The organism is Pseudomonas sp. LBUM1663 (genome assembly GCF_059695905.1).
This window is the reverse complement of sequence record NZ_CP166792.1, coordinates 6,453,197-6,475,599: the sequence shown is the minus strand read 5'-3', so window position 1 is coordinate 6,475,599 and position 22,403 is coordinate 6,453,197. Positions and strand designations below refer to the sequence as shown.

23 protein-coding genes and 1 pseudogene are annotated in these 22,403 nt (G+C 59.7%); 9 read left to right on the top strand and 15 right to left on the bottom strand.

Features of this window, described 5'->3' with window-relative positions; genetic code table 11:
• Positions 1 to 5: 5 nt before the first annotated feature.
• Positions 6 to 980 (bottom strand): tonB-system energizer ExbB, encoded by a 975-nt coding sequence (gene exbB / locus ACA075_RS29735; protein ID WP_497296656.1) that lies wholly within the window; start codon positions 978 to 980, stop codon positions 6 to 8.
• A gap of 189 nt (positions 981 to 1,169) precedes the next feature.
• Here exbB and ACA075_RS29730 point away from each other — a divergent pair, with 189 nt between their 5' ends.
• On the top strand, positions 1,170 to 2,027 hold the full coding sequence (locus ACA075_RS29730) for an SDR family oxidoreductase (RefSeq protein ID WP_497296655.1): 858 nt from the start codon (positions 1,170 to 1,172) through the stop codon (positions 2,025 to 2,027).
• A 141-nt stretch (positions 2,028 to 2,168) separates the two neighbouring features.
• On the opposite strand, the gene ACA075_RS29725 is transcribed toward ACA075_RS29730, so the two are convergent.
• From ACA075_RS29725 to ACA075_RS29700, 6 genes are all read right to left on the bottom strand, one after another.
• A complete protein-coding gene (locus tag ACA075_RS29725) occupies positions 2,169 to 2,909 on the bottom strand; it encodes a hypothetical protein (RefSeq protein WP_497296653.1) in 741 nt (246 codons plus the stop codon).
• A gap of 55 nt (positions 2,910 to 2,964) precedes the next feature.
• Complete coding sequence (locus ACA075_RS29720; RefSeq protein ID WP_003229509.1) at positions 2,965 to 3,345, bottom strand: RidA family protein; 381 nt, start codon at positions 3,343 to 3,345, stop codon at positions 2,965 to 2,967.
• A gap of 24 nt (positions 3,346 to 3,369) precedes the next feature.
• Complete coding sequence (gene spoT, locus ACA075_RS29715; RefSeq protein ID WP_403099825.1) at positions 3,370 to 5,475, bottom strand: bifunctional GTP diphosphokinase/guanosine-3',5'-bis pyrophosphate 3'-pyrophosphohydrolase; 2,106 nt, start codon at positions 5,473 to 5,475, stop codon at positions 3,370 to 3,372.
• Positions 5,476 to 5,532: 57 nt separating this feature from the next.
• Positions 5,533 to 5,796 carry a DNA-directed RNA polymerase subunit omega gene (gene rpoZ, locus ACA075_RS29710; protein WP_007894670.1) on the bottom strand — a complete coding sequence of 88 codons (264 nt, stop codon included), beginning with the start codon at positions 5,794 to 5,796 and terminating at the stop codon, positions 5,533 to 5,535.
• A 167-nt stretch (positions 5,797 to 5,963) separates the two neighbouring features.
• Entirely contained in the window at positions 5,964 to 6,584 is a 621-nt protein-coding gene (gene gmk / locus ACA075_RS29705; RefSeq protein WP_010465215.1) for a guanylate kinase, read from the bottom strand.
• A 12-nt stretch (positions 6,585 to 6,596) separates the two neighbouring features.
• Positions 6,597 to 7,460, bottom strand: a complete 864-nt coding sequence (locus ACA075_RS29700; protein WP_033059347.1) for a YicC/YloC family endoribonuclease — start codon at positions 7,458 to 7,460, stop codon at positions 6,597 to 6,599.
• Between the two features lie 280 nt (positions 7,461 to 7,740).
• On the opposite strand from ACA075_RS29700, the gene rph reads away from it, so the two are divergent.
• Together rph and ACA075_RS29690 are read left to right on the top strand one after the other, a co-directional pair.
• Positions 7,741 to 8,463 carry a ribonuclease PH gene (rph, locus tag ACA075_RS29695; protein WP_010465211.1) on the top strand — a complete coding sequence of 241 codons (723 nt, stop codon included), beginning with the start codon at positions 7,741 to 7,743 and terminating at the stop codon, positions 8,461 to 8,463.
• 27 nt (positions 8,464 to 8,490) lie between these two features.
• Positions 8,491 to 8,859, top strand: coding sequence for a DUF4870 domain-containing protein (locus ACA075_RS29690; RefSeq protein WP_094469980.1), 369 nt, complete (start codon positions 8,491 to 8,493; stop codon positions 8,857 to 8,859).
• Between the two features lie 167 nt (positions 8,860 to 9,026).
• On the opposite strand, the gene crc is transcribed toward ACA075_RS29690, so the two are convergent.
• The gene (gene crc, locus ACA075_RS29685) at positions 9,027 to 9,806 is read right to left on the bottom strand and encodes a catabolite repression control protein Crc (protein WP_007934608.1); all 780 of its coding nucleotides are present in this window, start codon (positions 9,804 to 9,806) and stop codon (positions 9,027 to 9,029) included.
• Between the two features lie 82 nt (positions 9,807 to 9,888).
• On the opposite strand from crc, the gene pyrE reads away from it, so the two are divergent.
• A complete protein-coding gene (gene pyrE / locus ACA075_RS29680) occupies positions 9,889 to 10,533 on the top strand; it encodes an orotate phosphoribosyltransferase (RefSeq protein ID WP_497296650.1) in 645 nt (214 codons plus the stop codon).
• A 56-nt stretch (positions 10,534 to 10,589) separates the two neighbouring features.
• Here pyrE and ACA075_RS29675 read toward each other — a convergent pair whose 3' ends face one another.
• The 5 genes and pseudogenes from ACA075_RS29675 to coaBC all read right to left on the bottom strand — a co-directional run bounded on the left by ACA075_RS29675 (position 10,590) and on the right by coaBC (position 15,310).
• Complete coding sequence (locus ACA075_RS29675; protein ID WP_219094640.1) at positions 10,590 to 10,793, bottom strand: zinc ribbon-containing protein; 204 nt, start codon at positions 10,791 to 10,793, stop codon at positions 10,590 to 10,592.
• A 190-nt stretch (positions 10,794 to 10,983) separates the two neighbouring features.
• A complete protein-coding gene (gene argB / locus ACA075_RS29670; RefSeq protein WP_008007602.1) occupies positions 10,984 to 11,889 on the bottom strand; it encodes an acetylglutamate kinase in 906 nt (301 codons plus the stop codon).
• 25 nt (positions 11,890 to 11,914) lie between these two features.
• Positions 11,915 to 13,291, bottom strand: a pseudogene (locus tag ACA075_RS29665) (phosphomannomutase/phosphoglucomutase); the annotation flags it as partial.
• Between the two features lie 349 nt (positions 13,292 to 13,640).
• Positions 13,641 to 14,096 (bottom strand): dUTP diphosphatase, encoded by a 456-nt coding sequence (gene dut, locus ACA075_RS29660; RefSeq protein ID WP_010465200.1) that lies wholly within the window; start codon positions 14,094 to 14,096, stop codon positions 13,641 to 13,643.
• Positions 14,097 to 14,101: 5 nt separating this feature from the next.
• Positions 14,102 to 15,310 carry a bifunctional phosphopantothenoylcysteine decarboxylase/phosphopantothenate--cysteine ligase CoaBC gene (gene coaBC, locus ACA075_RS29655; RefSeq protein ID WP_497296649.1) on the bottom strand — a complete coding sequence of 403 codons (1,209 nt, stop codon included), beginning with the start codon at positions 15,308 to 15,310 and terminating at the stop codon, positions 14,102 to 14,104.
• A 137-nt stretch (positions 15,311 to 15,447) separates the two neighbouring features.
• Here coaBC and radC point away from each other — a divergent pair, with 137 nt between their 5' ends.
• The gene (gene radC, locus ACA075_RS29650; protein WP_497296647.1) at positions 15,448 to 16,122 is read left to right on the top strand and encodes a RadC family protein; all 675 of its coding nucleotides are present in this window, start codon (positions 15,448 to 15,450) and stop codon (positions 16,120 to 16,122) included.
• Between the two features lie 124 nt (positions 16,123 to 16,246).
• Here the strand turns inward: radC and ACA075_RS29645 are convergent, their stop codons facing one another.
• Entirely contained in the window at positions 16,247 to 17,833 is a 1,587-nt protein-coding gene (locus tag ACA075_RS29645) for an ABC transporter substrate-binding protein (RefSeq protein ID WP_497296645.1), read from the bottom strand.
• A gap of 445 nt (positions 17,834 to 18,278) precedes the next feature.
• Here ACA075_RS29645 and rpmB point away from each other — a divergent pair, with 445 nt between their 5' ends.
• Together rpmB and rpmG are read left to right on the top strand one after the other, a co-directional pair.
• Entirely contained in the window at positions 18,279 to 18,512 is a 234-nt protein-coding gene (rpmB, locus tag ACA075_RS29640; protein ID WP_007894701.1) for a 50S ribosomal protein L28, read from the top strand.
• A gap of 11 nt (positions 18,513 to 18,523) precedes the next feature.
• Positions 18,524 to 18,679 carry a 50S ribosomal protein L33 gene (gene rpmG / locus ACA075_RS29635; protein ID WP_007894709.1) on the top strand — a complete coding sequence of 52 codons (156 nt, stop codon included), beginning with the start codon at positions 18,524 to 18,526 and terminating at the stop codon, positions 18,677 to 18,679.
• A gap of 188 nt (positions 18,680 to 18,867) precedes the next feature.
• Here rpmG and ACA075_RS29630 read toward each other — a convergent pair whose 3' ends face one another.
• A complete protein-coding gene (locus tag ACA075_RS29630) occupies positions 18,868 to 19,230 on the bottom strand; it encodes a cupin domain-containing protein (protein WP_109626712.1) in 363 nt (120 codons plus the stop codon).
• Between the two features lie 238 nt (positions 19,231 to 19,468).
• Here ACA075_RS29630 and ACA075_RS29625 point away from each other — a divergent pair, with 238 nt between their 5' ends.
• Both ACA075_RS29625 and ACA075_RS29620 read left to right on the top strand, forming a co-directional pair.
• Positions 19,469 to 20,962, top strand: coding sequence for an aldehyde dehydrogenase (locus ACA075_RS29625; protein ID WP_497296644.1), 1,494 nt, complete (start codon positions 19,469 to 19,471; stop codon positions 20,960 to 20,962).
• 253 nt (positions 20,963 to 21,215) lie between these two features.
• A complete protein-coding gene (locus ACA075_RS29620; RefSeq protein WP_497296643.1) occupies positions 21,216 to 22,361 on the top strand; it encodes an MFS transporter in 1,146 nt (381 codons plus the stop codon).
• Positions 22,362 to 22,403 lie beyond the last annotated feature (42 nt).

Genomic DNA, 22,403 nt, shown 5'->3' with positions numbered 1-22,403 from the left:
GCTGATTACCCTACTTTGACCACGTGGGGTTGCGCAGAGCGCTCGGTGGTCGGCAGGTGATCGAGGTCACGGCTGACCAGCAGCAGGACTTCAGCCGAGGCATCGGACACTTGCGCCTTGTAACCGGCGATGGAGCGAGCGAAGACGTTGTAGATCACAACAGCAGGAATCGCCGCAACCAGACCGAGCGCGGTAGCCAGCAGGGCTTCAGCGATGCCCGGGGCGACGACGGCGAGGTTGGTGGTCTGGGTTTTGGCGATGCCGATGAAGCTGTTCATGATGCCCCACACGGTGCCGAACAGGCCCACGAACGGCGCGGTGGAACCGATGGTGGCAAGCACGCCGGTGCCGCTGCTCATGTTGCGACCGCAGGCTGCAACCAAGCGCTCAAGACGGAAGGCCACACGTTCCTTGATGCCTTCTTTCTCGCGGCTGTTGACCGACAAACGCATCTCTTCCAGGGCGTCATGCACCAGCAGGTTGGCGAGGGTGCCTGGCTGGGTGGCGGTCGCGCTGGCTTCTCTAAGGGTCGTGGCTTTTTTCAGGTGGACGATTTCAGTGCGCAGACGACGCTTGGCGCCCATCAGCTCAAAGCCCTTGGCGATCCAGATGGTCCAGGTGATGATCGAGGCGATGGCCAAGCCGATCATCACGATTTTCACGATAATGTCGGCGTTCTGGTACATGCCCCAAGGCGACAGGTCGTGGGCCATGCCCAGGGTGTTGTCGGCTTCGAGGACTTCAGGAACGTCTTCGGCGTCTACTGCCTGGGCCGGGTCGGTTGCGGCTGGCGCTACGGCGGGGGCGGCATGGTCAGCCGGGGCTGGAGCAGTGGCGGCCGGAGTAGCCGGAGTGGCTGGCGCCTGTGCGTCAGCGAAAGCAGCGGTCGGTGCCAGCATCAGGCTGAGCAGCAGCGCAGCCACTGCGCTCCAGGCGCGAGGTCGTTTGGTTGGCGAAGCGGGGAATTGATTGCGTGTCATGCTGGCCGGACCTGAGAGAAAAATAGGGTGAATGTTCTTCCAGGCCTCGTAAGGCCGAGAACAAAAGTGGCGTGCATTATTGCAAGTAATTCTTGTTAACAAAAGTAATAGAGTATCTTTTTTTCCTTCATTGCTAGCCGCTCGTCCATTGCTGGCGCTAGTCTTTGCCTTTCTGATGGGAGTTTTCTGATGTCCGCGCCTTCTGTTTTGATTGCCGGTTGTGGTGATGTCGGCAGTCGTCTGGCCACGCAATTGATGGCTTCCGGGTGGGAAGTTCATGGCCTGAGACGTGACGTCTCGCGCCTGCCCGAGGGGGTCATTGGCGTTGCCGGCGACTTGTTCAATAAGGACTGTCCTGAGACGTGGCCCATCGGTGCGGTGGATTACCTCGTGTATTGTGCGGCCGCTACCGATCACGATGAAGCCGGTTATCGCGCCGCTTATGTGCAGGGCTTGCAGCATGTGCTGGAGTGGTTGAACGACTACGGGCAGGTGCCGAATCGCCTGCTGTTTGTTTCCAGCAGCAGTGTGTATGGCCAGCAGGGTGGCGAGTGGGTCGACGAGACTTCGCCGACCATTGCCGAAGGTTATTCGGGCCGATTAATGCTGGAGGCTGAGCAAGTGGCGCTGCAGAGCGGCATCCCGGCGAGCATCGTGCGCTTGACCGGCATTTATGGCCCCGGCCGCGAATGGCTGCTGACTCAGGTGCGTCGCGGCTATCGCGTGGCCGTTGACCCGCCGCTGTATGGCAACCGCATTCACGCCGACGACGCGGCGGGGCTGATGGCGTTTTTGCTTGAAGCGGATCGACGCGGGGTGGCGCTGGATGACGTCTATATTGGCGTGGATGATGCGCCAGCGCCGCTGGCCGAAGTGGTTGGCTGGTTGCGTGAATACCTGGGTGTGACGGAATGGGCGGAGGACGCGAGCGTGCGGCGTACCGGCAGCAAGCAGTGCAGCAATGCCCGGGCGAAGGCTTTGGGCTGGGCGCCGAAGTACCCGACCTATCGCGAAGGTTATGCCGCCATTCTCGAAGGACGCTGCTGACTTCCCAAACACCACAAACCAAATGTAGGAGCGGGCTTGCTCGCGAAAGGGCCATGACATGCAACATCTCTGTTGTCTGTCACACCGCTTTCGCGAGCAAGCCCGCTCCCACATGGGTTCTTCTTTGCTGTTAGATCCGGGTTACTGCTTTTCCAGCAACCACTTGCGCTCGCCCGGCGTGAACTGAGGCATCTCGTCCGCCTGAGCCGTGTTCACCGCCTGCAGAATCTCCAGTTCCTTGCCCTTGCGCGCAAAGATCCAGGTATTGCCCTGGCCGTTCACTTGCAGCCACATGTTGTCATTGCCGCCGCTCATCGATGCGCAATCGCCCGCCAGGCACAAGGCATATCGATCGGCACCCGGCAGGCCGGCAACCTGGCCATCGGCCTGGAATTGCACAGTATTGCCTTCACCTGGACCGTTGACGATTTTCCAGCTGCCGCCCATGTAGGCGGTGTACAGCGCGCGTTCGAAGCTCGCGCCAATCGGTGCGCCATCCGGCACCGGAATCAACGCGCGGTCAAAGACCTGCTCCGGCTCGTTTTCGCTGGCGGCCTGGCTCAGTTGTTTGCCGTCACGCTTCAGTTCGCTGGCGGAGCTGCCGTAAAAGTCGACTTTCCAGGCGCCGGACTCTTCGCCCAGCAGCTTGCCTTCGACGTTTTCAAAACCGTTGGTGTAGCGGGCCTGAGCGGCCTTGGTGTTGACGTCCCATTCCAGGTTCGGGCCATAAGCCTGGAGCGCTTCACGCAGGGGGCCGCCTTTGGATGCAGCGTCAATCGCCACCTGATTGATCCAGGTGCCGCTGATATCACGATCGGCAGGGTTACTGGCACAACCGCCCAAGAGAAGGGCGACCAGCGAGAGAGCTAGCGCATGGCGCATGGTGGAATCCTTTCAGAACGAAGTCGGCGCAACCCTTGAGGCTGCGCCGGATGTATTACTCGATGACCAGAATGGCATCCATTTCAACCTGCGAACCTTTTGGCAGGGCAGCGACGCCGATGGCGGCGCGGGCAGGGTATGGCTGATCGAAGTACTTGCCCATGATCTCGTTGACCTTGGCGAAGTGGCTCAGGTCGGTGAGGAAGATGTTCAGTTTGACGATGTCCTTGAACGAACCGCCAGCCGCTTCGGCCACGGCTTTGAGGTTCTCGAAAACCTGGACGGTCTGGGCTTCGAAGCCTTCAACCAGTTCCATGGTTTTTGGGTCCAGAGGAATCTGGCCCGACATGTAGACGGTGTTGCCAGCCTTGATCGCCTGGGAGTAAGTACCAATGGCGGCCGGGGCCTTGTCGCTGGTGATAACAGTCTTGGTCATGAATGACTCCTTGTAATAGTGGGCTTAGGCGCGCATGCGGGTGATGCGAATCACCCCGGTCAACGCACGCAGTTTCTTGATCACGCGGGCCAGGTGCACGCGGTCGTGCACGCTGACCACCAGTTGGACAACGCTGATGCGACCATCGCGTTCGTCCATGCTGATTTTCTCGATATTGCCGTCGGCCGCGTTGACGCTGCTGGCCAGCAAGGCGATCAGGCCGCGCTGATGTTCCAGTTCGACGCGCAGCTCGACGTTGAATTCGCCGGTGACATCCTTGGCCCACGAGAGCTGGATGCATTTTTCCGGGTTGTGACGGATTTCGCTGATGTTGCGGCAGTTGTCCAGGTGCACGACCATGCCTTTGCCCGCAGACAGGTGACCGACAATCGGGTCGCCCGGGATCGGCGTGCAGCACTTGGCGTAGCTGAGCACCAGGCCTTCGGTGCCGCGAATCGCCAGCGGACCTTCCGGGCTTGGCAACTGTTCGCCTTCGCCAAGCAGGCGTCGGGCGACCACGTAGGCCATGCGATTGCCCAGGCCGATGTCTTCCAGCAAGTCTTCGATCAGTTCGAGACGGTATTCGGCAAGCATCGCCTTGACGCGATCGGCCGCTACTTTTTCCAGCGAGCTGTCGAAACCGTTGAGCACTTTGTTCAGCAGGCGCTCGCCGAGGCTGATGGACTCGGAACGGCGTTGCAGTTTCAGTGCATGGCGGATATGGGTCCTCGCCTTGCCGGTGACCACGAAGTTGAGCCACGCCGGGTTTGGCCGCGCACCGGGAGCACTGACGATCTCGACCGTGGAGCCGCTTTGCAGCGGTTCGGACAGCGGTGCGAGACGACGATTGATCCGGCAGGCGATGCAGCTGTTGCCCACGTCGGTGTGCACCGCGTAAGCGAAGTCGACCGCCGTGGAGCCTTTTGGCAGCTCCATGATCCGGCCTTTGGGCGTGAACACGTAGACCTCGTCCGGGAACAGGTCGATCTTCACGCTCTCGATGAATTCCAGCGAGTTGCCGGCCCGTTGCTGCATTTCCAGCACGCCTTTGACCCACTGGCGGGCGCGGGCGTGAGTGCCTTTTGGCTGCTCGTCGCCGCTGGATTTGTACAGCCAATGGGCGGCGATGCCGTTGTTGGCCATCTCTTCCATTTCACGGGTGCGGATCTGGATTTCGATCGGAACGCCGTGCATGCCGAACAGCGTGGTGTGCAGCGACTGATAGCCGTTGGCCTTGGGGATCGCGATGTAGTCCTTGAAGCGCCCCGGTAACGGTTTGTACAAATTATGCACAGCACCCAGTACGCGGTAGCAGGTATCGACCTTGTCGACGATGATCCGGAACGCGTAAACGTCCATGATCTCGTTGAAGGCTCGACGCTTGCCGCGCATTTTCTTGTAAATGCCGTAGAGGTGTTTCTGACGACCGCTGACCTCGCCCTGAATGCCATCGATGGCCAGGCAGTGGCTGAGGGATTCTTCGATCTTGTTGACGATTTCCTTGCGGTTGCCCCGGGCGCGTTTGACCGCCTGGTTGATCCGCGCGGAACGCATCGGGTGCATGGCCTTGAAGCCGAGGTCTTCGAATTCTATGCGAATGGCGTGCATGCCCAGTCGGTTGGCGATGGGTGCATAGATTTCCAGGGTTTCCTTGGCGATTCGCCGGCGTTTTTCACCGGAGAGGACTTCCAGCGTGCGCATGTTGTGCAGACGGTCGGCGAGTTTGACCAGGATCACGCGAATGTCGCGTGCCATGGCCATGGCCATTTTCTGGAAATTTTCGGCCTGTGCTTCGGCCTTGGTCTCGAAGTTCATCTGGGTCAGTTTGCTGACCCCATCGACCAGTTCGGCCACGGTTTCACCGAACTGCGCTTGCAGCGCTTCCTTGGCAATACCGGTGTCTTCGATTACGTCATGCAGCATCGCAGCCATCAGGCTCTGATGGTCCATGTGCATGTCGGCAAGAATATTCGCCACCGCAAGAGGATGCGTGACATACGCCTCACCGCTACGGCGGCGTTGGCCGTCGTGGGCTTGTTCGGCGTAGAAATACGCTCGGCGGACCAGGTTGACCTGATCCTTGCCGAGGTAGGTCGATAAGCGATCGGCGAGGGCGTCTATGCTCGGCATGATGACTCCTGCCGTTCGCTGTGACCCCGCGCCGTGCTACGTCGACCAGGCATAGGCTTAGACGGCCTCGTTGGACTCGTCCTCGAACGCTGCGAACAGCGGTTCGTCTTCGACGATTTCAGCATTGGCGATGAACTCGTAGCTCATCAGGCCTTCGGCGATTTCACGCAAGGCTACAACGGTAGGCTTGTCGTTTTCCCACTGTACCAGTGGCTCTTTGCCGCCGGTGGCCAGTTGACGGGCACGCTTGGTGGACAGCATGACCAGTTCAAAACGGTTTTCCACGTGGTTCAGGCAGTCTTCAACGGTTACGCGGGCCATGGTATTCCTCGGAGCGAATGCAATATGCGCGCTGCCCGGGTGGGCGAGCGGACTGAACAGTTTAAAAAATCACCAGCGATTAGGGAAGCGCTGATTTTTTGACCAAGCCCTTCAACGCGCTGCAAGTGCCAATGTAAAGCCCTTGCAGCGGTTTTGGGAAGAGCTGTTTAGCCGAGCAATTCAGCCAAAAGTTTTCCGTTACGCTGCTGCTGACGCTTCTGATGCAGCTGATTGGCACGGAAAATCGCCTGCAAATCCTTCAGCGCATGGGCGAAATCGTCATTGATGATCAGGTAGTCGTAGTCGACGTAGTGGCTCATTTCGCTGACGGCTTCGCGCATCCGGCCCTCAATGACCTCGTCACTGTCCTGGCCGCGATTGTTCAGGCGCTGGTGCAAGGCTTGGAGAGAGGGCGGCAGAATGAAGATCGAACGGGCCTGGGGCATCAACTTGCGCACTTGCTCGGCACCCTGCCAGTCGATTTCCAGAATCAGGTCGTGGCCTTCGTCCAGGGTCTGCTGCAGGTGGCTTTGCGAAGTGCCGTAGAGGTTGCCGAACACTTCGGCGCGTTCAAGGAAATCCCCATGCTCGATCATCTTCACGAACTCGCCGCGTTCGACGAAGTGATAGTTCACGCCGTTCACTTCACCGGGGCGCATGGCGCGGGTGGTGTGGGAGACCGAGACGCGGATCTCCTGATCAGCGTCGGTCAGGGCCTTGACCAGGCTGCTCTTGCCCGCGCCCGAAGGGGCGGAAATGATGTAAAGGGTGCCGGTGCTGTGGGTCATGTCAGGGTTGCCTTACTCAATATTCTGCACTTGTTCGCGCATCTGCTCGATCAACACTTTGAGGTTGACCGCCGCCTGGGTGCTGCGCGGGTCGAAGGCTTTGGAGCCCAGTGTGTTGGCTTCGCGGTTGAGCTCCTGCATCAGGAAGTCCAGGCGCCGACCGGCAGCGCCGCCGGATTTGAGCACCCGGCGAACTTCAATGATGTGTGTGCTCAGGCGATCCAGTTCTTCGGCGACATCGCTCTTTTGCGCGAGCATGACCATTTCCTGTTCCAGGCGCTGCGGGTCCATCTCCGCTTTCATGTCGGCGAAGCGGTCGAGGACTTTCTGGCGCTGGGTGGCGAGCATCTGCGGTACGAGTTCGCGCAGGGTCACCACATCTTCTTCAATGGAGGTCAGGCGATCGTTGATCAGCCGGGCCAGCTCCGCGCCTTCGCGCTCGCGGCCGGCCTTGAGTTCTTTCAGGCCTTCGTTGAACAGCGCCAGGGCTTCGGCATTCAGGGCTTGCGGGTCGGTGGCGTCGCCCACCAGTACGCCGGGCCAGGCCAGGACTTCCAGTGGATTGAGCGCGGCCGGATTCTTGATCAGGCTGGCGATGGTCTCGGCGGCGGCGACCAATTGCGCGGCGCGCTCGCGATCCACTTGCAGGGGTTTGTCGGTGTTTTCTTCGGTGAAGCGCAGGGTGCATTCGAGTTTGCCCCGGGAGATGCCCTGGCGCAACGCTTCGCGGACCGCACCTTCGAGGTCGCGAAACGACTCCGGCAGGCGCAGGTGGGGTTCCAGGTAGCGGCTGTTGACCGAGCGCAATTCCCAGCTCAGGGTGCCTTGGGCGCCGGCTTTTTCAACGCGGGCGAAGGCGGTCATGCTGTGCACCATGGAGGTACCTCGCAATTCAGGTTTGCGTTACCAAAGGTTTCGCGGGACCTGATATCTGTGAATTAAAGCCGACAGGCAGCAAAGGCGCAGGATTGTAGCGCAGTGGGACGGATGCGCCCAAACACACGGTGTGACAAACGGCTGCAGGCCGTCGGTAAAGCGCTGTTCTAAGCTCTAGTCAGCGCCTTCAATCGTCGGGTGGATTTTTTAGAAGTGCCCAGTCTTGGCGCGCGGCTCTATAATGCTCGGCAGTTTTCCGTCCCCCGTACAGGTATTCCCTATGAAACGTCCAAGTGGTCGCGCTGCCGATCAGCTCCGCTCGATCCGCATTACCCGCAACTACACCAAACACGCCGAGGGATCTGTACTGGTCGAGTTCGGTGATACCAAAGTCATCTGCACCGTCAGCGTCGAGAACGGCGTGCCGCGTTTCCTGAAAGGCCAGGGCCAGGGCTGGTTGACCGCCGAATACGGCATGCTGCCGCGCGCCACCGGCGAGCGTAACCAGCGTGAAGCGAGCCGTGGCAAACAAGGCGGTCGCACCCTGGAAATCCAGCGTCTGATCGGTCGTTCCCTGCGTGCTTCGCTGGACATGTCCAAGCTGGGCGACGTCACTCTGTACGTCGACTGCGACGTGATCCAGGCTGACGGCGGCACTCGCACCGCGTCCATCACCGGCGCCATGGTTGCACTGGTCGATGCCTTGAAAGTGATCAAGAAGCGCGGCGGCCTGAAAGGCGGCGACCCGCTTAAGCAAATGATCGCAGCCGTTTCGGTGGGCATGTACCAAGGCGAGCCTGTGCTCGACCTCGACTACCTGGAAGATTCGGCTGCCGAGACTGACCTGAATGTGGTGATGACCAGCACTGGCGGCTTCATCGAAGTTCAGGGCACTGCCGAAGGCGCACCGTTCCAGCCCGAAGAGCTGAACGCTATGCTTGAACTGGCGAAGAAAGGCATGACCGAGATCTTCGAATTGCAAAAGGCCGCACTGGCCGACTGATCGGATGTTCCACGCAAGGAGGACACCATGAGTGACGAGCAGCAGCTACTTCCCATCCCGAGCAAAGAGGTTCGGCAGTGGGCAATGTTTTGTCACTTGTCCGCCTTGCTGGGGATCTGGATTCCGTTCGGTACGTTGATCGGCCCGCTGATTCTCTGGCAGATGAAGCGCGAGATGGACCCGTTTGTCGATGCCCAGGGCAAGGAGGCGCTGAACTTTCAGATCACCGTCGCCATTGCCTCCGCCATCTGCTTCCTGCTGATGGTGGTGATCGTCGGGTTCTTTCTGTTGGGTCTGGTGGCGATTGGTGCGTTGGTACTGACGATCATCGGTGGCGTGAAAGCCAATGAAGGGGTGCCTTACCGTTACCCATTTACCTGGCGGCTGATCAAATAGTCACCGCTGTCCTGTAGGAGTGAGGCTTGCCCGCGAATTGCGGCGCCTCGGTCTGTCAGGAAAAACGCGTTATCGTTCTTCGCGGGCAAGCCTCGCTCCTACAGGAATGAGGTGCGCACAAAAAAGCCGACACTGCTGTCGGCTTTTTTGTGTCTGCGAAACGACGCTTAGATGGTCAGCGTCCAGTCGTAGTCCACGATCAGTGGTGCGTGCTGCGAGAACCGTGGCTGGCGTGGCAGGCGTGCGCTGCGAACAAAACGGCGCAGGCCAGGGGTGAGCAACTGGTAGTCGAAACGCCAACCGAGGTTGAGCATTTCCGCCTGTTCGTTGTCCGGCCACCAGCTGTACTGGTCGCCTTCACGGCTGACTTCACGCAAGGCATCAACATAGCCCATGTTGCCGACAATCTCGTCCATCCAGGCACGTTCAGGTGCCAGGAAGCCAGGGGATTGCTGGCTGTCGCGCCAGTTCTTGATATCCAGCTTCTGTTGCGCCACGTACAGCGAGCCACAATAAATGTACTCGCGACGTTTGCGTCGCTGTTTATCCAGATAACGGGCGAAGTCGTCCATTAGCTTGAACTTCTGGTTCAAGTCTTCATCGCCGTTCTGCCCCGAAGGGAGCAGCAAGGTCGCGATGCTGACCTTGTCGAAATCGGCTTGCAGGTAGCGCCCGTAGCGGTCGGCCGTCTCGAAGCCGAGACCGCTGATGACTGCCTTCGGTTGCAACCGCGAATACAAAGCCACGCCACCCTGGGCGGGAACTTCGGCTTCGCAGGCATAAAGGAAGTAGCCATCCAGTTGGAAGGCTGGATCGTCCAGTTCAAAGGCGGAGGCGCGGGTGTCCTGCAGGCAGATGACGTCGGCATTCTGTGCTTGCAGCCAACTGAGCAAACCTCGCTCCACTGCAGCCTGAATACCATTGACGTTCACACTGATGATCCGCATAAATGGCCCCAAAAATCGCGTGCGTGTATGATACACGGCGTCAACCTAATTAGCTAAATCCGTGGTATTTGGGGTTTTTTTCATGCAAGCGTATCAGCGCGATTTCATTCGTTTTGCCATCGATCGCGGCGTTTTGCGCTTCGGCGAGTTCACCCTGAAGTCCGGGCGCACCAGTCCTTACTTCTTCAATGCCGGGCTTTTCAACTCGGGTTCGGCCCTTGCGCAGCTGGGGCGTTTCTACGCGGCAGCCATCGTCGAGAGCGGTATTTCGTTCGATGTATTGTTTGGCCCGGCGTACAAAGGCATCCCGTTGGCGGCGACCACCGCAGTGGCTCTGGCCGAACATCACGGCCGTGACCTGCCATGGTGCTTCAACCGCAAAGAGGCCAAGGCCCACGGCGAAGGTGGCAGTCTCGTTGGCGCGCCGTTGACCGGCGAAGTGCTGATCATCGACGACGTGATCACTGCCGGCACCGCGATCCGCGAAGTGATGCAGATCATCGCTTCCCAGGACGGCGCCAAGGCCAAGGGCGTACTGATCGCCCTGAACCGTCAGGAGCGTGGCAACGGCGAGTTGTCGGCGATCCAGGAAGTGGAGCGTGATTTCAGTATTCCGGTGATCAGCATCGTGTCGCTGAACCAGGTGCTGGAATTCCTCGCGGACGATCCGCAGCTCAAGCAGCATTTGCCAGCCGTTGAAGCCTATAGGGCTCAGTTCGGCGTCTAAAGAAAAGGCCCTGTGAGAACAGGGCCTTTTTTTATCGGGAAAAGAAACGGCTGTGCTTATCTGTTTGGATACGGATCTTTCACCGCGTCGCCCTGGCCGGTCAGAACTTTCCAGCCATTAAGCAGATGCACTGATTTCTGGCGCTGGGGGCACGGCGGAATCGAGGTTTTAGCCTGATTCGAATACCGATGTCCGCAGTCCACGCATTCAAAGGTGCCTGCTGAAACATCGCTGCCGTAAGGGACGTAGTCTTTTTGCATGAGGTCATTCTCCTGTGGATACAGGGAAGATCCTATGCGGACTGTTGCAGGCAGGATGTCGGACGTTTCGCTAAGTCAGGTCGGATGTTTCCGGCACGCATAAAAAAGATCGCAGGCTTCGTCAGCGCCTACGGAATATTCGTACATTCGTAGGTGCTGCCGAAGGCTGCGATCTTTTGCCGTGCGTGAATCAGTGACGCTTGCGATTGCTGATCAACGTACCCACACCGGTATCGGTGAAGATTTCCAGCAGAATCGCATTCGGCACCCGGCCATCAATGATCAACGAGCTGCCGACGCCGCCCTGAACCGCTTCCAGCGCACAACGGATCTTCGGCAGCATGCCGCCGTAGATCGTGCCGTCGGCGATCAGGTCGTCGACTTGCTGGGTGGTCAGGCCGGTGAGGACGGTGCCCGACTTGTCCATCAGGCCGGCGATGTTGGTCAGCAGCATCAGCTTTTCAGCTTTCAGCGCTTCAGCGACTTTGCCGGCCACCAGGTCAGCGTTGATGTTGTACGACTCGCCGTTGGCGCCAACGCCAATCGGCGCGATCACCGGGATGAAATCACCTTTGACCAGCAGGTTCAGCAGGTCGGTGTTGATGCCGACCACTTCGCCCACTTGCCCGATGTCGATGATTTCCGGCTGGGTCATCTCCGGCGTCTGGCGGGTCACGGTGAGCTTCTTCGCACGAATCAGCTCGGCGTCCTTACCGGTCAGGCCGATGGCGCTGCCGCCATGACGGTTGATCAGGTTGACGATGTCCTTGTTCACCTGGCCGCCGAGGACCATTTCCACCACGTCCATGGTCTGCGCGTCAGTCACGCGCATGCCATCGATGAAGTGGCTCTCGATCGACAGACGCTTGAGCAGGTCGCCGATTTGCGGGCCGCCGCCGTGAACCACCACCGGGTTGATGCCGACAGCTTTCATCAGCACGATGTCGCGGGCGAAGCCGGTTTTCAGCTCCTCGCTTTCCATCGCGTTGCCGCCGTATTTGATCACCAGCGTCTTGCCGACATAGCGGCGAATGTAAGGCAACGCTTCGGACAGGACCTTGGCGGTGTTGGCGGCGGCTTCGCGTTCGAGGGTCATTCAGGGCTCCGGGTGCTTCAGAAGATCAAAACGGTAATTGGAGATCGGGTGCAACACGCTTCAGCTGGACTTTGAATACGTCCTTGATGCGCTGCAATTCCGCCTCGTCATCGGCCTCGAAACGCAGCACCAGCACCGGTGTGGTGTTGGACGCGCGAACCAGGCCCCAGCCTTTGGCGTAGTCGACTCGCACGCCGTCGATGGTGGTCAGGTCGGCGCCTTCGCCCCACTTCGCGTCGTGCAATGCATCAATGATGCTGAATTTGCTCTCTTCGGTCACATGGATATTGATTTCCGGCGTAGAAATATCGTTCGGGAAGGTCGCAAACAGCTCTTCCGCGGTGGATTTTTCCTTGCTGAGTATCTCCAGCAGACGCGCGGCGCTGTAAATGCCGTCGTCAAAACCGAACCAGCGTTCCTTGAAGAAGATGTGCCCGCTCATTTCGCCGGCCAACAGCGCGCCGGTTTGTTTCATTTTCTTTTTGATCAACGAGTGACCGGTCTTCCACATTAGCGGACGACCGCCGTATTCCTTGATCAGCGGCGTCAGGCGGCGGGTGCATTTGACGTCGAAGATGATTTCCGCGTCCGGATTGCGTTCCAGCACGTCACGAGCGAACAGCATCAGCAGGCGGTCCGGGTAGACGATGCTGCCGGTGTTGGTGACTACGCCAACGCGGTCGCCGTCGCCGTCGAAAGCCAGGCCGAGGTCGGCGTTGGTTTCCTTGACCTTGGCGATCAGGTCCACCAGGTTTTCAGGCTTGCCCGGGTCCGGGTGGTGGTTCGGGAAGTTGCCGTCGACGTCGCAGAACAGCGGGATGACTTCGCAGTTCAACGCTTCGATCAATTGCGGGGCGATCACGCCGGCCGCGCCGTTGCCGCAGTCGACCACGACTTTCAGGCGACGGGCCAGTTTGATGTCCTGGACGATTTCGGTGTTGTAGCGGTCGAGGATCTCGACCTGGGTGACGCTGCCCTTGCCGCTGCTCAGGTTGTGGGTCTTGAGGCGGTCGTGCAGGGCCTGGATCTGTTCGTTGGCCAAGGTATCGCCAGCGATGACGATCTTGAAGCCGTTGTAGTTCGACGGGTTGTGGCTACCGGTCAGCATGACGCCGGATTTGCCGGCCAGTACGTTGGCGGCGTAGTACAGCGCCGGGGTTGGCACCAGGCCGACGTCGCTGACGTGGCAGCCGCTATCGGCCAGGCCCTTGATCAATTGTTCGACCAGTTCAGGGCCGGAGAGGCGGCCGTCGCGGCCAACGGAAACGTTCGGTTCGTCTTGGGCCAGGCTTTGGGCACCGATGGCGCGGCCGAGCCAGTAAGCGGTCTCAGCGTTCAGGAATTCCGGGACGGTGCCGCGAATGTCGTAGGCGCGGAAGATGCTGTCGGGGAACTTGGGTGCGACTTGGGCTGGACTGCTCATCTGTGGGATTGCTCCATTTCGAAAGTGACTGGACCTGCCTGGGAATGACTCGTCGGCAGGCACAAACTGAAGGGTATGACGGCGTTTTCCACAGAGAGTTCGTGGTGTGCAAAGGCCATGACCGCGGCATCGGCGCGCATTTGGCCCGCCAATCCCTTGATATTCAGTGGTAACCCTTCCAGATGACGGCTGTGCAATTTGTACCCTGAAATGCACCTGTGGCGAGGGAGCTTGCTCCCGTCGGACTGCGTAGCAGTCCTATCTTTTGGGGCCGCTTCGCAGCCCAGCGCGAGCAAGTTCGCTCGCCACAAGTGGGGCATCTATCGGATCAATGGCTGCCGGAATGTCCGAAACCACCCGCGCCGCGCTCGGTTTCAACGAACTCTTCGACCATCTCGAAGTGCGCTTGAACCACCGGCACCAGAACCAATTGAGCCAGGCGCTCACCGACTACCATGTTGAAGTCGGTCTGGCCACGGTTCCAGCACGAGACCATCAGCGGGCCCTGGTAATCGGAGTCGATCAAACCGACCAGATTGCCCAGTACGATGCCGTGTTTATGGCCCAGGCCGGAGCGCGGCAGAATCAGCGCGGCCAAACCTGGATCGCCAATGTAGACCGACAGGCCGGTCGGGATCAGCAGGGTTTCGCCCGGCTTGATGACGGTGTCTTTTTCCAGCATGGCGCGCAGGTCGAGGCCGGCGGAGCCTGGCGTGGCGTACTGCGGCAGCGGGAATTCGGTACCGATGCGGGGGTCGAGGATCTTGGCTTGCAAAGCGTGCATGTAAATTAAACCTGGTTCAGACGTTCGGCGATAAAAGTGATCAGCTGGCGAGCAATTTTGCTCTTGCTGGTCTGGGCGAAAAGTGTGGCGTGCAGTTCACGATCGATCACGCTGCAGGCGTTTTCTTCGCTGTTGAAGCCAATGCTCGGGTTGGCGACGTCGTTGGCGACGATCAAATCGAGGTTCTTGTCTTTCAACTTGCGGGCAGCGTAGTCGAGCAGGTGTTCGGTTTCGGCGGCAAACCCGACACTGAACGGACGGTCGGGGCGTGTGGCGATGGTGGCCAGGATGTCGGGGTTGCGCACCATCTGTAGCAACAAGCCGTCGCCATTCGTAGGGTCTTTCTTGAGTTTCTGTGGGGCGACCACCTCCGGGCGGTAATCCGCGACCGCTGCCGAGGCGATAAACAGGTCGCAAGGGATCGCAGCTTCACAGGCGGCGAGCATGTCGCGAGCGCTGACCACGTCGATGCGCGTGACACGATCCGGGGTCGGCAGGTGCACCGGTCCGGTGATCAGCGTGACACGGGCGCCGGCTTCTACCGCGGCTTCGGCCAGGGCAAATCCCATTTTTCCGGAGCTGTGGTTGGTGATGTAGCGCACCGGGTCGATGTTTTCCTGGGTCGGGCCGGCGGTGATCAGCACGTGTTTGCCAGTCAATGCCTGGCGCTTGAAGCAGTCCGCCGCGCATTGGGCGAGCTCGAGGGCTTCGAGCATGCGACCCAGACCGACGTCGCCGCAGGCCTGGCTGCCGGAGGCCGGACCGAAGGCTTTGATGTCGCGGCTTTCGAGGATTTGCAGGTTGGCCTGGGTCGCTGGGTCGCGCCACATGGCCTGGTTCATCGCCGGGGCGACGGCGACCACGGCATCGGTGGCCAGCACCAGCGTGGTCAGCAGGTCGTCGGCAATACCTTGTGCCAGTCGGGCGATCAGGTCCGCCGTAGCGGGGGCGATCAGCACCATATCGGCCCACTTGGCCAGCTCGATGTGGCCCATGGCAGCTTCGGCTGCCGGGTCCAGCAGGTCGAGATGAACCGGGTGGCCGGACAAGGCCTGCATGGTCAACGGGGTGATGAACTCGCTGCCGCCACGGGTCATGACCACGCGCACTTCGGCACCCTGGTCGATCAGGCGGCGAACCAGGTCGGCGCTCTTGTAGGCAGCAATGCCGCCGCCGACGCCCAGAACGATGCGTTTCCGATACAGCCGCTGCATAGGTCTGCCTTTCATTTCGTTGGATGACTGCGTGGCGATACCCCCTCCCCAGGAGTGAAATCGCTCGCAAAAAAGATGGGCTACGATATCACAGCGACCGCTATGGAACAGCGGCGCCCACAGACCAAGGAGGTGGTATGAGTATTCGCGATTGGCCGGCGGCTGAGCGGCCGCGGGAGAGGTTACTTGAGTTGGGTTCGGCGAGTCTTTCAGACGCCGAACTGCTGGCGATATTTTTACGGACCGGCGTGTCGGGTAAAAGCGCGGTGGACCTGGCTCGACACCTGCTGAATCAGTTTGGCAGCCTGCGCTCATTGCTTGAGGCTGATCAGGTAGCGTTCAGCAGACATTTGGGGCTCGGGCCAGCGAAATTCGCTCAGTTACAAGCAGCTCAGGAGATGGGGCGGAGGCATTTGGCCGAGCGGGCACGCCAAAAATCAGCGCTGGAAAATCCGCAGGCCGTTCGGGATTACCTGAAATCGATGCTGCGCCATGAGCCCCATGAGGTATTTGGCTGTTTGTTTCTGGATTCCAAGCATCAAGTGCTGACCTTTGAAGTGTTGTTTCGCGGTTCCATCGACAACACCAGTGTCTATCCGAGACAAGTGGTTAAGCGTGCGTTGGCCCACAACGCCGCCGCGTTGATCCTGTGCCACAACCATCCTTCGGGCAATCCCAGCCCCAGTCAGGCCGATAGGTTGCTGACCAAGCGCCTGCAAGAGGCGCTAGATCTGGTTGATGTGCGGGTGCTCGACCATTTCATCATCGGTGACGGCGATCCGTTGTCGATGGCTGAGTATGGGTGGATGTAACAGGATAAACGCGGACTGTGTAGGAGCCGGCTTGCTGGCGATCCGGACGGCGCGGTGTGGCTGATTAACCGCGTTGATGCCATCGCCAGCAAGCCGGCTCCTACAAGGTTTTGTGGTGTGGCGGTTACTTCAGGTTGACCTTCGAGTAGTCCTGGCGGCCGAACGGGCTGACTTGGTAACCCTCGACGTCCTTGCGCGTCAACGCGAACGCCGTCGGATGCGCCAGCGGCAGCCACAACGCCTGCTGCTGGATCTGCGCCTGGGCCTGTTCGTAGAGCTTGGTGCGCACGCCTTGCTCGCCGGTGGTCTTGCCAGCGCTGATCAGTTTGTCCAGGTCTTGGTTGCAGTAGCGGGCGAAGTTGGTGCCAGATTTGACCGCGGCGCAGGAAAACTGCGGCGTGAGGAAGTTGTCCGGGTCGCCATTGTCACCTGCCCAGCCCATGAACAGCAGGTCGTGCTCGCCGGCCTTGGCACGACGAATCAGCTCGCCCCATTCGATCACCCGAATCTCGGCCTGAATGCCGATTTCTGCGAGGTCCGATTGCAGCATTTGAGCGCTGAGGCTTGGGTTCGGATTCAGCAGGCTGCCGGAAGGTCGGGTCCAGATGGTGGTCTGGAAACCGTCCTTGAGTCCGGCCTTGGCCATGAGTGCCTTGGCCTTTTCGACATCATGCGGATAACCCGGCAGGCCTTTGGCGTAGCTCCAGGTGTTGGGCGGGTACGGGCCGTTGGCGGGCTCGGCGGTGTCTTCGAACACGGCTTTGACGTAGTTAGCCTTGTCGAACGCGAGGTTGATCGCCTGGCGCACTTCAGGTTTGTCCAGCGGTGGATGCTGGCTGTTAATGCCGACAAACGCGGTCATGAAGGCGTCAGTCTTTTCCACTTTCAGAGTCGGTTCTTTCAGCGCGGCCTGTACGTCCAGAGGTTTGGGCGACAGGGCGATCTGGCACTCGTTGCGGCGCAATTTCTGCAAGCGCACGTTGGCATCCGGCGTGATAGCGAAGATCAGTGGGTCCACCGACGGCTTGCCACGGAAGTAGTCCGGGTTGGCCTTGTAGCGAATCGAGGCATCTTTCTGGAAACGCGTGAACACGAACGGGCCGCTGCCGATCGGCTGGCTGTTGAGCTTCTCCGGGGTGCCGGCCTTAAGCAGTTTGTCGGCGTATTCGGCGGAATAGATCGAGGCGAAGCCCATGCTCAGGGTCGCGAGGAAGGTCGAATCCGGGTGATCGAGGGTGAAACGCACGGTCAGCGGGTCCAGGGCATCGATCTTCTTGATCAACGCCGGCAACTGCATCGACTGGGCGTGCGGGAAGCCGCTTTGAGCCACTTTGTGCCAAGGGTGTGCCGGATCGAGCATGCGGTCAAAACTGAACTTCACGTCTTCGGCGGTCAGCTCGCGGGTCGGGCTGAAATATTCGGTGCGGTGGAATTTCACCTGCGGGTGAAGCTTGAACACATACGTCAGGCCGTCGGGCGTGACTTCCCAGCTGTCTGCGAGGCTGGCGACCACTTTGCCGCTGGCGGTGTCGAAGTCAACCAGCCGATTCATCAGCACATCGGCCGACGCGTTGGTGGTGGTCAGCGAGTTGTATTGCACCACGTCGAACCCTTCCGGGCTGGCCTCGGTGCAGACGCTCAGGGCGGCGGCATGGGCCAGCGGGCTCAGCAGGAGCGGGGCGAGCAACAGCGGTAGGGCAGCGAGGCGCATGGTCGGATTCCTTTACAGATCGAAGGCCCATCTGCAAGTGCAGTCTGGAAAAGGCTTACCCTAGTGGGCTCTTTTGCAAATGACTATCCCCTTTTTCATTTTCAGGGGACTATGTGCGCTTGTTTTCGGTGATGCGGGCCGAGGAAAACCCGGAATCGGTCGGTTGGCCGATTCTCTGCGACGAGCGGTCTTAATCGGCCACAGCCTTTATCCAAAGCGCTCGGCGCCCGAAAAATGGGGAATTTATCAAGTCCGCGCACACGGAATGTTGTTGCTCTCCAGTCTTTCTGGTATAAAGCAGCGCTCTTTTCTAGGGGCCCGGTTCCTTCACTGTAGGTGTAGCCGGTAAGACCTCTAAAGAAACGCGGCGCCTGGCGCCAAATGACTGAGAGATTAAGCGGCCAACCCATGCCGGGTTGGGCATGTGGTTTTAGAGGGCTGAGGCATGTCGAGAGTATGTCAAGTTACCGGTAAGGGTCCGGTGACTGGGAATAACATTTCCCACGCAAACAACAAAACCCGTCGTCGTTTCCTGCCGAACCTGCAGCATCACCGCTTCTGGGTTGAAGAAGAGAAACGTTTCGTGCGTCTGCGCGTATCTGCCAAAGGCATGCGTATCATCGACAAGCGTGGCATCACTGTCGTGCTGGCCGAAATCCGCAAAGCCGGCAAGATCTAAGGGAGCTAATCATGCGTGAATTGATTCGTTTGATTTCGAGCGCCGGTACTGGTCACTTCTACACTACCGACAAGAACAAGCGTACTACTCCGGACAAAATCGAGATCAAGAAATTTGATCCGGTTGTTCGCAAGCACGTGATCTACAAAGAAGGCAAAATCAAGTAATTGATTTTTCCCTCTTACGAAAAAGGCCCGTATCGCGAGATACGGGCCTTTTTTGTTGCCTGGGTTTTTGCGTTGCCCTTCAGGGCCTCATCGCGGGCAAGCCCGCTCCCACAGTGATCTGTTTGGACCACAAAACCTGTGGGAGCGTGGCTTGCCCGCGATGAGGCCGGCCCGAACACCACAAATCCTCAAGCCTTCTGTTCAAACGCCACATAGATCTTGCGGCACGTTTCGAGCACCTCCCAAGTGCCGCGGAACCCGGCAGGAATAACGAAGCGATCACCCGCGCGCAAGGTCTTGCCGTTGCCTTCGTTGTCGCGAAGTACTGAAACGCCCTGAATGATTTCGCAGTACTCATGCTCGGTGAAGTTCACGTGCCACTGGCCAACAGCGCCTTCCCACACGCCCGCATTCAACTGACCGCAAGGGCTGTTGTAGTGGTTGTAGACCACTTGCTCGGGATCGCCCTTCAGGATTTTTGCCTGGTCCGGCTTATAGCGCTCGGGCTCGGTGGTGGCGAGGCTGAAGTCGACGACATCCTGGATATTCATTGTTGTAATCCCCCGTGATTGCGGCGCGATGGCTGAAAAGACTCAAAGTCTATGTTTATTAAAATGAACATCGCAAGGCCGTTTGACCGCCATGTGTCAAATATATTGAAACTTCACCTGCCGCTGGTTTAGGGTGGCGGTTGCCTTGGGCCGAAAAATCAGGCTGGCTGGGCAGAATTCCTGACAGCGTCCGCGAAGATCGCGGGGCGCTCGTATTCAATAAGAGGAGGACACTCGTATGACCACCCTGACTCGTGCCGATTGGGAGCAACGGGCTCGCGATCTGAAGATCGAAGGCCGCGCCTACATCAATGGCGAATACACCGATGCCGTCTCCAGCGAGACCTTCGAGTGCATCAGCCCGGTCGATGGCCGTCTGCTGGGCAAGATTGCCAGCTGTGACGCCGCCGACGCCCAGCGCGCCGTTGAAAACGCCCGCACCACGTTCAATTCCGGCGTCTGGTCGCGCCTGGCGCCGACCAAACGCAAAGCCACCATGATCCGTTTCGCCGGCTTGCTGAAGCAGCACGCCGAAGAGCTGGCGCTGCTTGAAACCCTGGACATGGGCAAGCCGATCAGCGATTCCCTGTACATCGACGTTCCCGGCGCGGCGCAAGCCCTGAGCTGGAGCGGTGAAGCCATCGACAAGATCTACGACGAAGTCGCCGCCACTCCGCACGATCAGCTGGGTCTGGTGACCCGCGAGCCGGTCGGCGTCGTCGGCGCCATCGTGCCGTGGAACTTCCCGTTGATGATGGCCTGCTGGAAACTCGGCCCGGCGCTGTCCACCGGTAACTCGGTGATCCTCAAACCGTCGGAAAAATCGCCGCTGACGGCTATTCGCATTGCTGCGCTGGCCGTCGAAGCCGGCATTCCGAAAGGCGTGCTCAACGTCCTGCCAGGTTACGGTCACACCGTCGGCAAGGCCTTGGCCCTGCACAACGACGTCGACACCCTGGTGTTCACCGGTTCGACCAAGATCGCCAAGCAATTGCTGATCTACTCCGGCGAATCGAACATGAAGCGCGTCTGGCTCGAAGCGGGCGGCAAGAGCCCGAACATCGTGTTCGCCGATGCCCCGGACCTGCAAGCCGCAGCCGAAGCGGCGGCCGGCGCTATTGCGTTCAACCAGGGCGAAGTCTGCACTGCCGGTTCGCGGCTGCTGGTCGAACGTTCGATCAAGGACACCTTCCTGCCGCTGGTGATCGAAGCGCTGAAAACCTGGAAGCCGGGCAATCCGCTGGACCCGGCGACCAACGTCGGCGCGCTGGTGGACACCCAGCAGATGAACACCGTGCTGTCCTACATCGAATCCGGCCACGCCGACGGCGCCAAACTGGTGGCTGGCGGCAAGCGCACGCTGCAGGAAAGCGGTGGCACTTACGTTGAGCCGACGATTTTCGACGGCGTGACCAACGCGATGAAAATCGCTCAGGAAGAAATCTTTGGTCCAGTGTTGTCGGTGATCGCATTCGACACCGCCGAAGAAGCCGTAGCGATTGCCAACGACACGCCTTACGGCCTGGCTGCTGCGGTGTGGACCAAGGACATCTCCAAGGCGCACCTGACCGCCAAGGCACTGCGCGCCGGTAGCGTTTGGGTCAACCAGTACGATGGCGGCGACATGACCGCACCGTTCGGTGGCTTCAAGCAATCGGGCAATGGCCGCGACAAGTCGCTGCACGCGTTCGACAAATACACCGAGCTGAAGGCGACCTGGATCAAGTTGTAAGTCCTTAAAGGGAGCCTGCCAAATCAGGCTCCCGACAAAGATCCTTGTGGGAGCAAGTCTTTGTGGTGAGGGGATTTATCCCCGTTCGGCTGCGAAGCAGTCGCAGAACCAATGCATGCGGCGTATTTGATACTCCGTAAATGCAGGTTTTGGGGTCGCTGCGCGACCCAACGGGGATAAATCCCCTCGCCACAAAGGCTTGCTCCCACATTGTTTTGTGTGGTGCCAAAAAATATCCACAGGAGCGTGGAACATGCGTTGGGCGACTTATTTCGCCGTGTTGGCGTCTGTCTTGAGTGTCGGCCTGGCCCTGGGTGTCAGCATGCCGCTGGTGTCGTTTCGCCTGGAAAGTTGGGGCTACGGTTCGTTCGCCATTGGTGTGATGGCGGCGATGCCGGCCATTGGCGTGCTGCTCGGGGCGAAGATTTCCAGCCATCTGGCCTCGCGTCTTGGCACGGCCAACCTCATGGGCCTGTGCCTGTGGGCCGGAGCGGTGTCCATCGGTTTGCTGGCGCTGTTGCCGAGCTATCCGGTCTGGCTGCTGTTGCGCCTGATGATCGGGGTTATCCTGACTCTGGTCTTCATCCTCGGCGAAAGCTGGATCAACCAACTGGTGGTCGAACAATGGCGAGGGCGCCTGGTAGCGCTGTATGGCAGCAGTTATGCGCTGAGTCAGCTGGCCGGGCCGCTGCTGCTGGGTGTTCTGGGCACCGAACACGATTACGGCTTCTGGGTCGGTGTCGGCTTGCTCATGGCGGCGCCGCTCCTGTTGCTGGGCCGCAGCGGCGCACCGTCCAGTGAGGCTGCCAGCGTGACGTTTGGCGACTTGTGGGGCTTCTGCCGTGGCCTGCCGGCGATTGCCTGGGCGGTGTCGTTGTTCGCGGCGTTTGAAGCGATGATCCTGACCTTGTTGCCGGTGTATTGCCTGCGTCAGGGTTTCACCACGGAAATCGCGCTGGCGATGGTCAGCACCGTGGTGGTGGGTGATGCCTTGCTGCAATTGCCGATTGGCGCACTGGCGGATCGTTTGTCGCGACGCACGCTGTTCACCGGATGTGCAGTCGTGTTGCTGGTGTCGAGCCTGGCGATTCCGTTGCTCATCGATACGTTGCTGATCTGGCCGCTGTGGGTGTTGTTCGGCGCCAGCGCCGGGGGGTTGTTCACCTTGTCGCTGATCCTGATCGGCGAACGCTATCGCGACGACGCACTGGTGCGAGCCAACGCGCACATTGCGCAGCTGTGGGGCATCGGTTGCCTGATCGGGCCGTTGGCTGCCGGGGCTGGCAGCCAGTGGATCAGTGGGCATGCGTTGCCGCTGCTGATGGCGGCGGGGGCGTTCGGGTTGGTGATTCTGCTGATGCGTCAGGGCGCGTTTGGCACGGTCGCCGAGCCTGCTTAAACCTTGCACAAGTCTGTGGCGAGGGAGCTTGCTCCCGCTCGA

Excerpts from the sequence above, each read along its gene's own strand:
- ACA075_RS29700 (WP_033059347.1), bottom strand. The coding sequence starts at position 7,460 with ATGGTGCACAGCATGACCGCCTTCGCCCGCGTTGAAAAAGCCGGCGCC.
- exbB (WP_497296656.1), bottom strand. The coding sequence starts at position 980 with ATGACACGCAATCAATTCCCCGCTTCGCCAACCAAACGACCTCGCGCC.
- coaBC (WP_497296649.1), bottom strand. The coding sequence starts at position 15,310 with ATGCAGCGGCTGTATCGGAAACGCATCGTTCTGGGCGTCGGCGGCGGC.
- ACA075_RS29620 (WP_497296643.1), top strand. The coding sequence starts at position 21,216 with ATGCGTTGGGCGACTTATTTCGCCGTGTTGGCGTCTGTCTTGAGTGTC.
- ACA075_RS29720 (WP_003229509.1), bottom strand. The coding sequence starts at position 3,345 with ATGACCAAGACTGTTATCACCAGCGACAAGGCCCCGGCCGCCATTGGT.
- spoT (WP_403099825.1), bottom strand. The coding sequence starts at position 5,475 with ATGCCGAGCATAGACGCCCTCGCCGATCGCTTATCGACCTACCTCGGC.
- ACA075_RS29675 (WP_219094640.1), bottom strand. The coding sequence starts at position 10,793 with ATGCAAAAAGACTACGTCCCTTACGGCAGCGATGTTTCAGCAGGCACC.
- rph (WP_010465211.1), top strand. The coding sequence starts at position 7,741 with ATGAAACGTCCAAGTGGTCGCGCTGCCGATCAGCTCCGCTCGATCCGC.
- crc (WP_007934608.1), bottom strand. The coding sequence starts at position 9,806 with ATGCGGATCATCAGTGTGAACGTCAATGGTATTCAGGCTGCAGTGGAG.
- ACA075_RS29730 (WP_497296655.1), top strand. The coding sequence starts at position 1,170 with ATGTCCGCGCCTTCTGTTTTGATTGCCGGTTGTGGTGATGTCGGCAGT.
- ACA075_RS29725 (WP_497296653.1), bottom strand. The coding sequence starts at position 2,909 with ATGCGCCATGCGCTAGCTCTCTCGCTGGTCGCCCTTCTCTTGGGCGGT.
- ACA075_RS29625 (WP_497296644.1), top strand. The coding sequence starts at position 19,469 with ATGACCACCCTGACTCGTGCCGATTGGGAGCAACGGGCTCGCGATCTG.
- rpmG (WP_007894709.1), top strand. The coding sequence starts at position 18,524 with ATGCGTGAATTGATTCGTTTGATTTCGAGCGCCGGTACTGGTCACTTC.
- argB (WP_008007602.1), bottom strand. The coding sequence starts at position 11,889 with ATGACCCTCGAACGCGAAGCCGCCGCCAACACCGCCAAGGTCCTGTCC.
- ACA075_RS29645 (WP_497296645.1), bottom strand. The coding sequence starts at position 17,833 with ATGCGCCTCGCTGCCCTACCGCTGTTGCTCGCCCCGCTCCTGCTGAGC.
- dut (WP_010465200.1), bottom strand. The coding sequence starts at position 14,096 with ATGCACGCTTTGCAAGCCAAGATCCTCGACCCCCGCATCGGTACCGAA.
- pyrE (WP_497296650.1), top strand. The coding sequence starts at position 9,889 with ATGCAAGCGTATCAGCGCGATTTCATTCGTTTTGCCATCGATCGCGGC.
- ACA075_RS29630 (WP_109626712.1), bottom strand. The coding sequence starts at position 19,230 with ATGAATATCCAGGATGTCGTCGACTTCAGCCTCGCCACCACCGAGCCC.
- gmk (WP_010465215.1), bottom strand. The coding sequence starts at position 6,584 with ATGACCCACAGCACCGGCACCCTTTACATCATTTCCGCCCCTTCGGGC.
- radC (WP_497296647.1), top strand. The coding sequence starts at position 15,448 with ATGAGTATTCGCGATTGGCCGGCGGCTGAGCGGCCGCGGGAGAGGTTA.
- rpoZ (WP_007894670.1), bottom strand. The coding sequence starts at position 5,796 with ATGGCCCGCGTAACCGTTGAAGACTGCCTGAACCACGTGGAAAACCGT.
- ACA075_RS29690 (WP_094469980.1), top strand. The coding sequence starts at position 8,491 with ATGAGTGACGAGCAGCAGCTACTTCCCATCCCGAGCAAAGAGGTTCGG.
- rpmB (WP_007894701.1), top strand. The coding sequence starts at position 18,279 with ATGTCGAGAGTATGTCAAGTTACCGGTAAGGGTCCGGTGACTGGGAAT.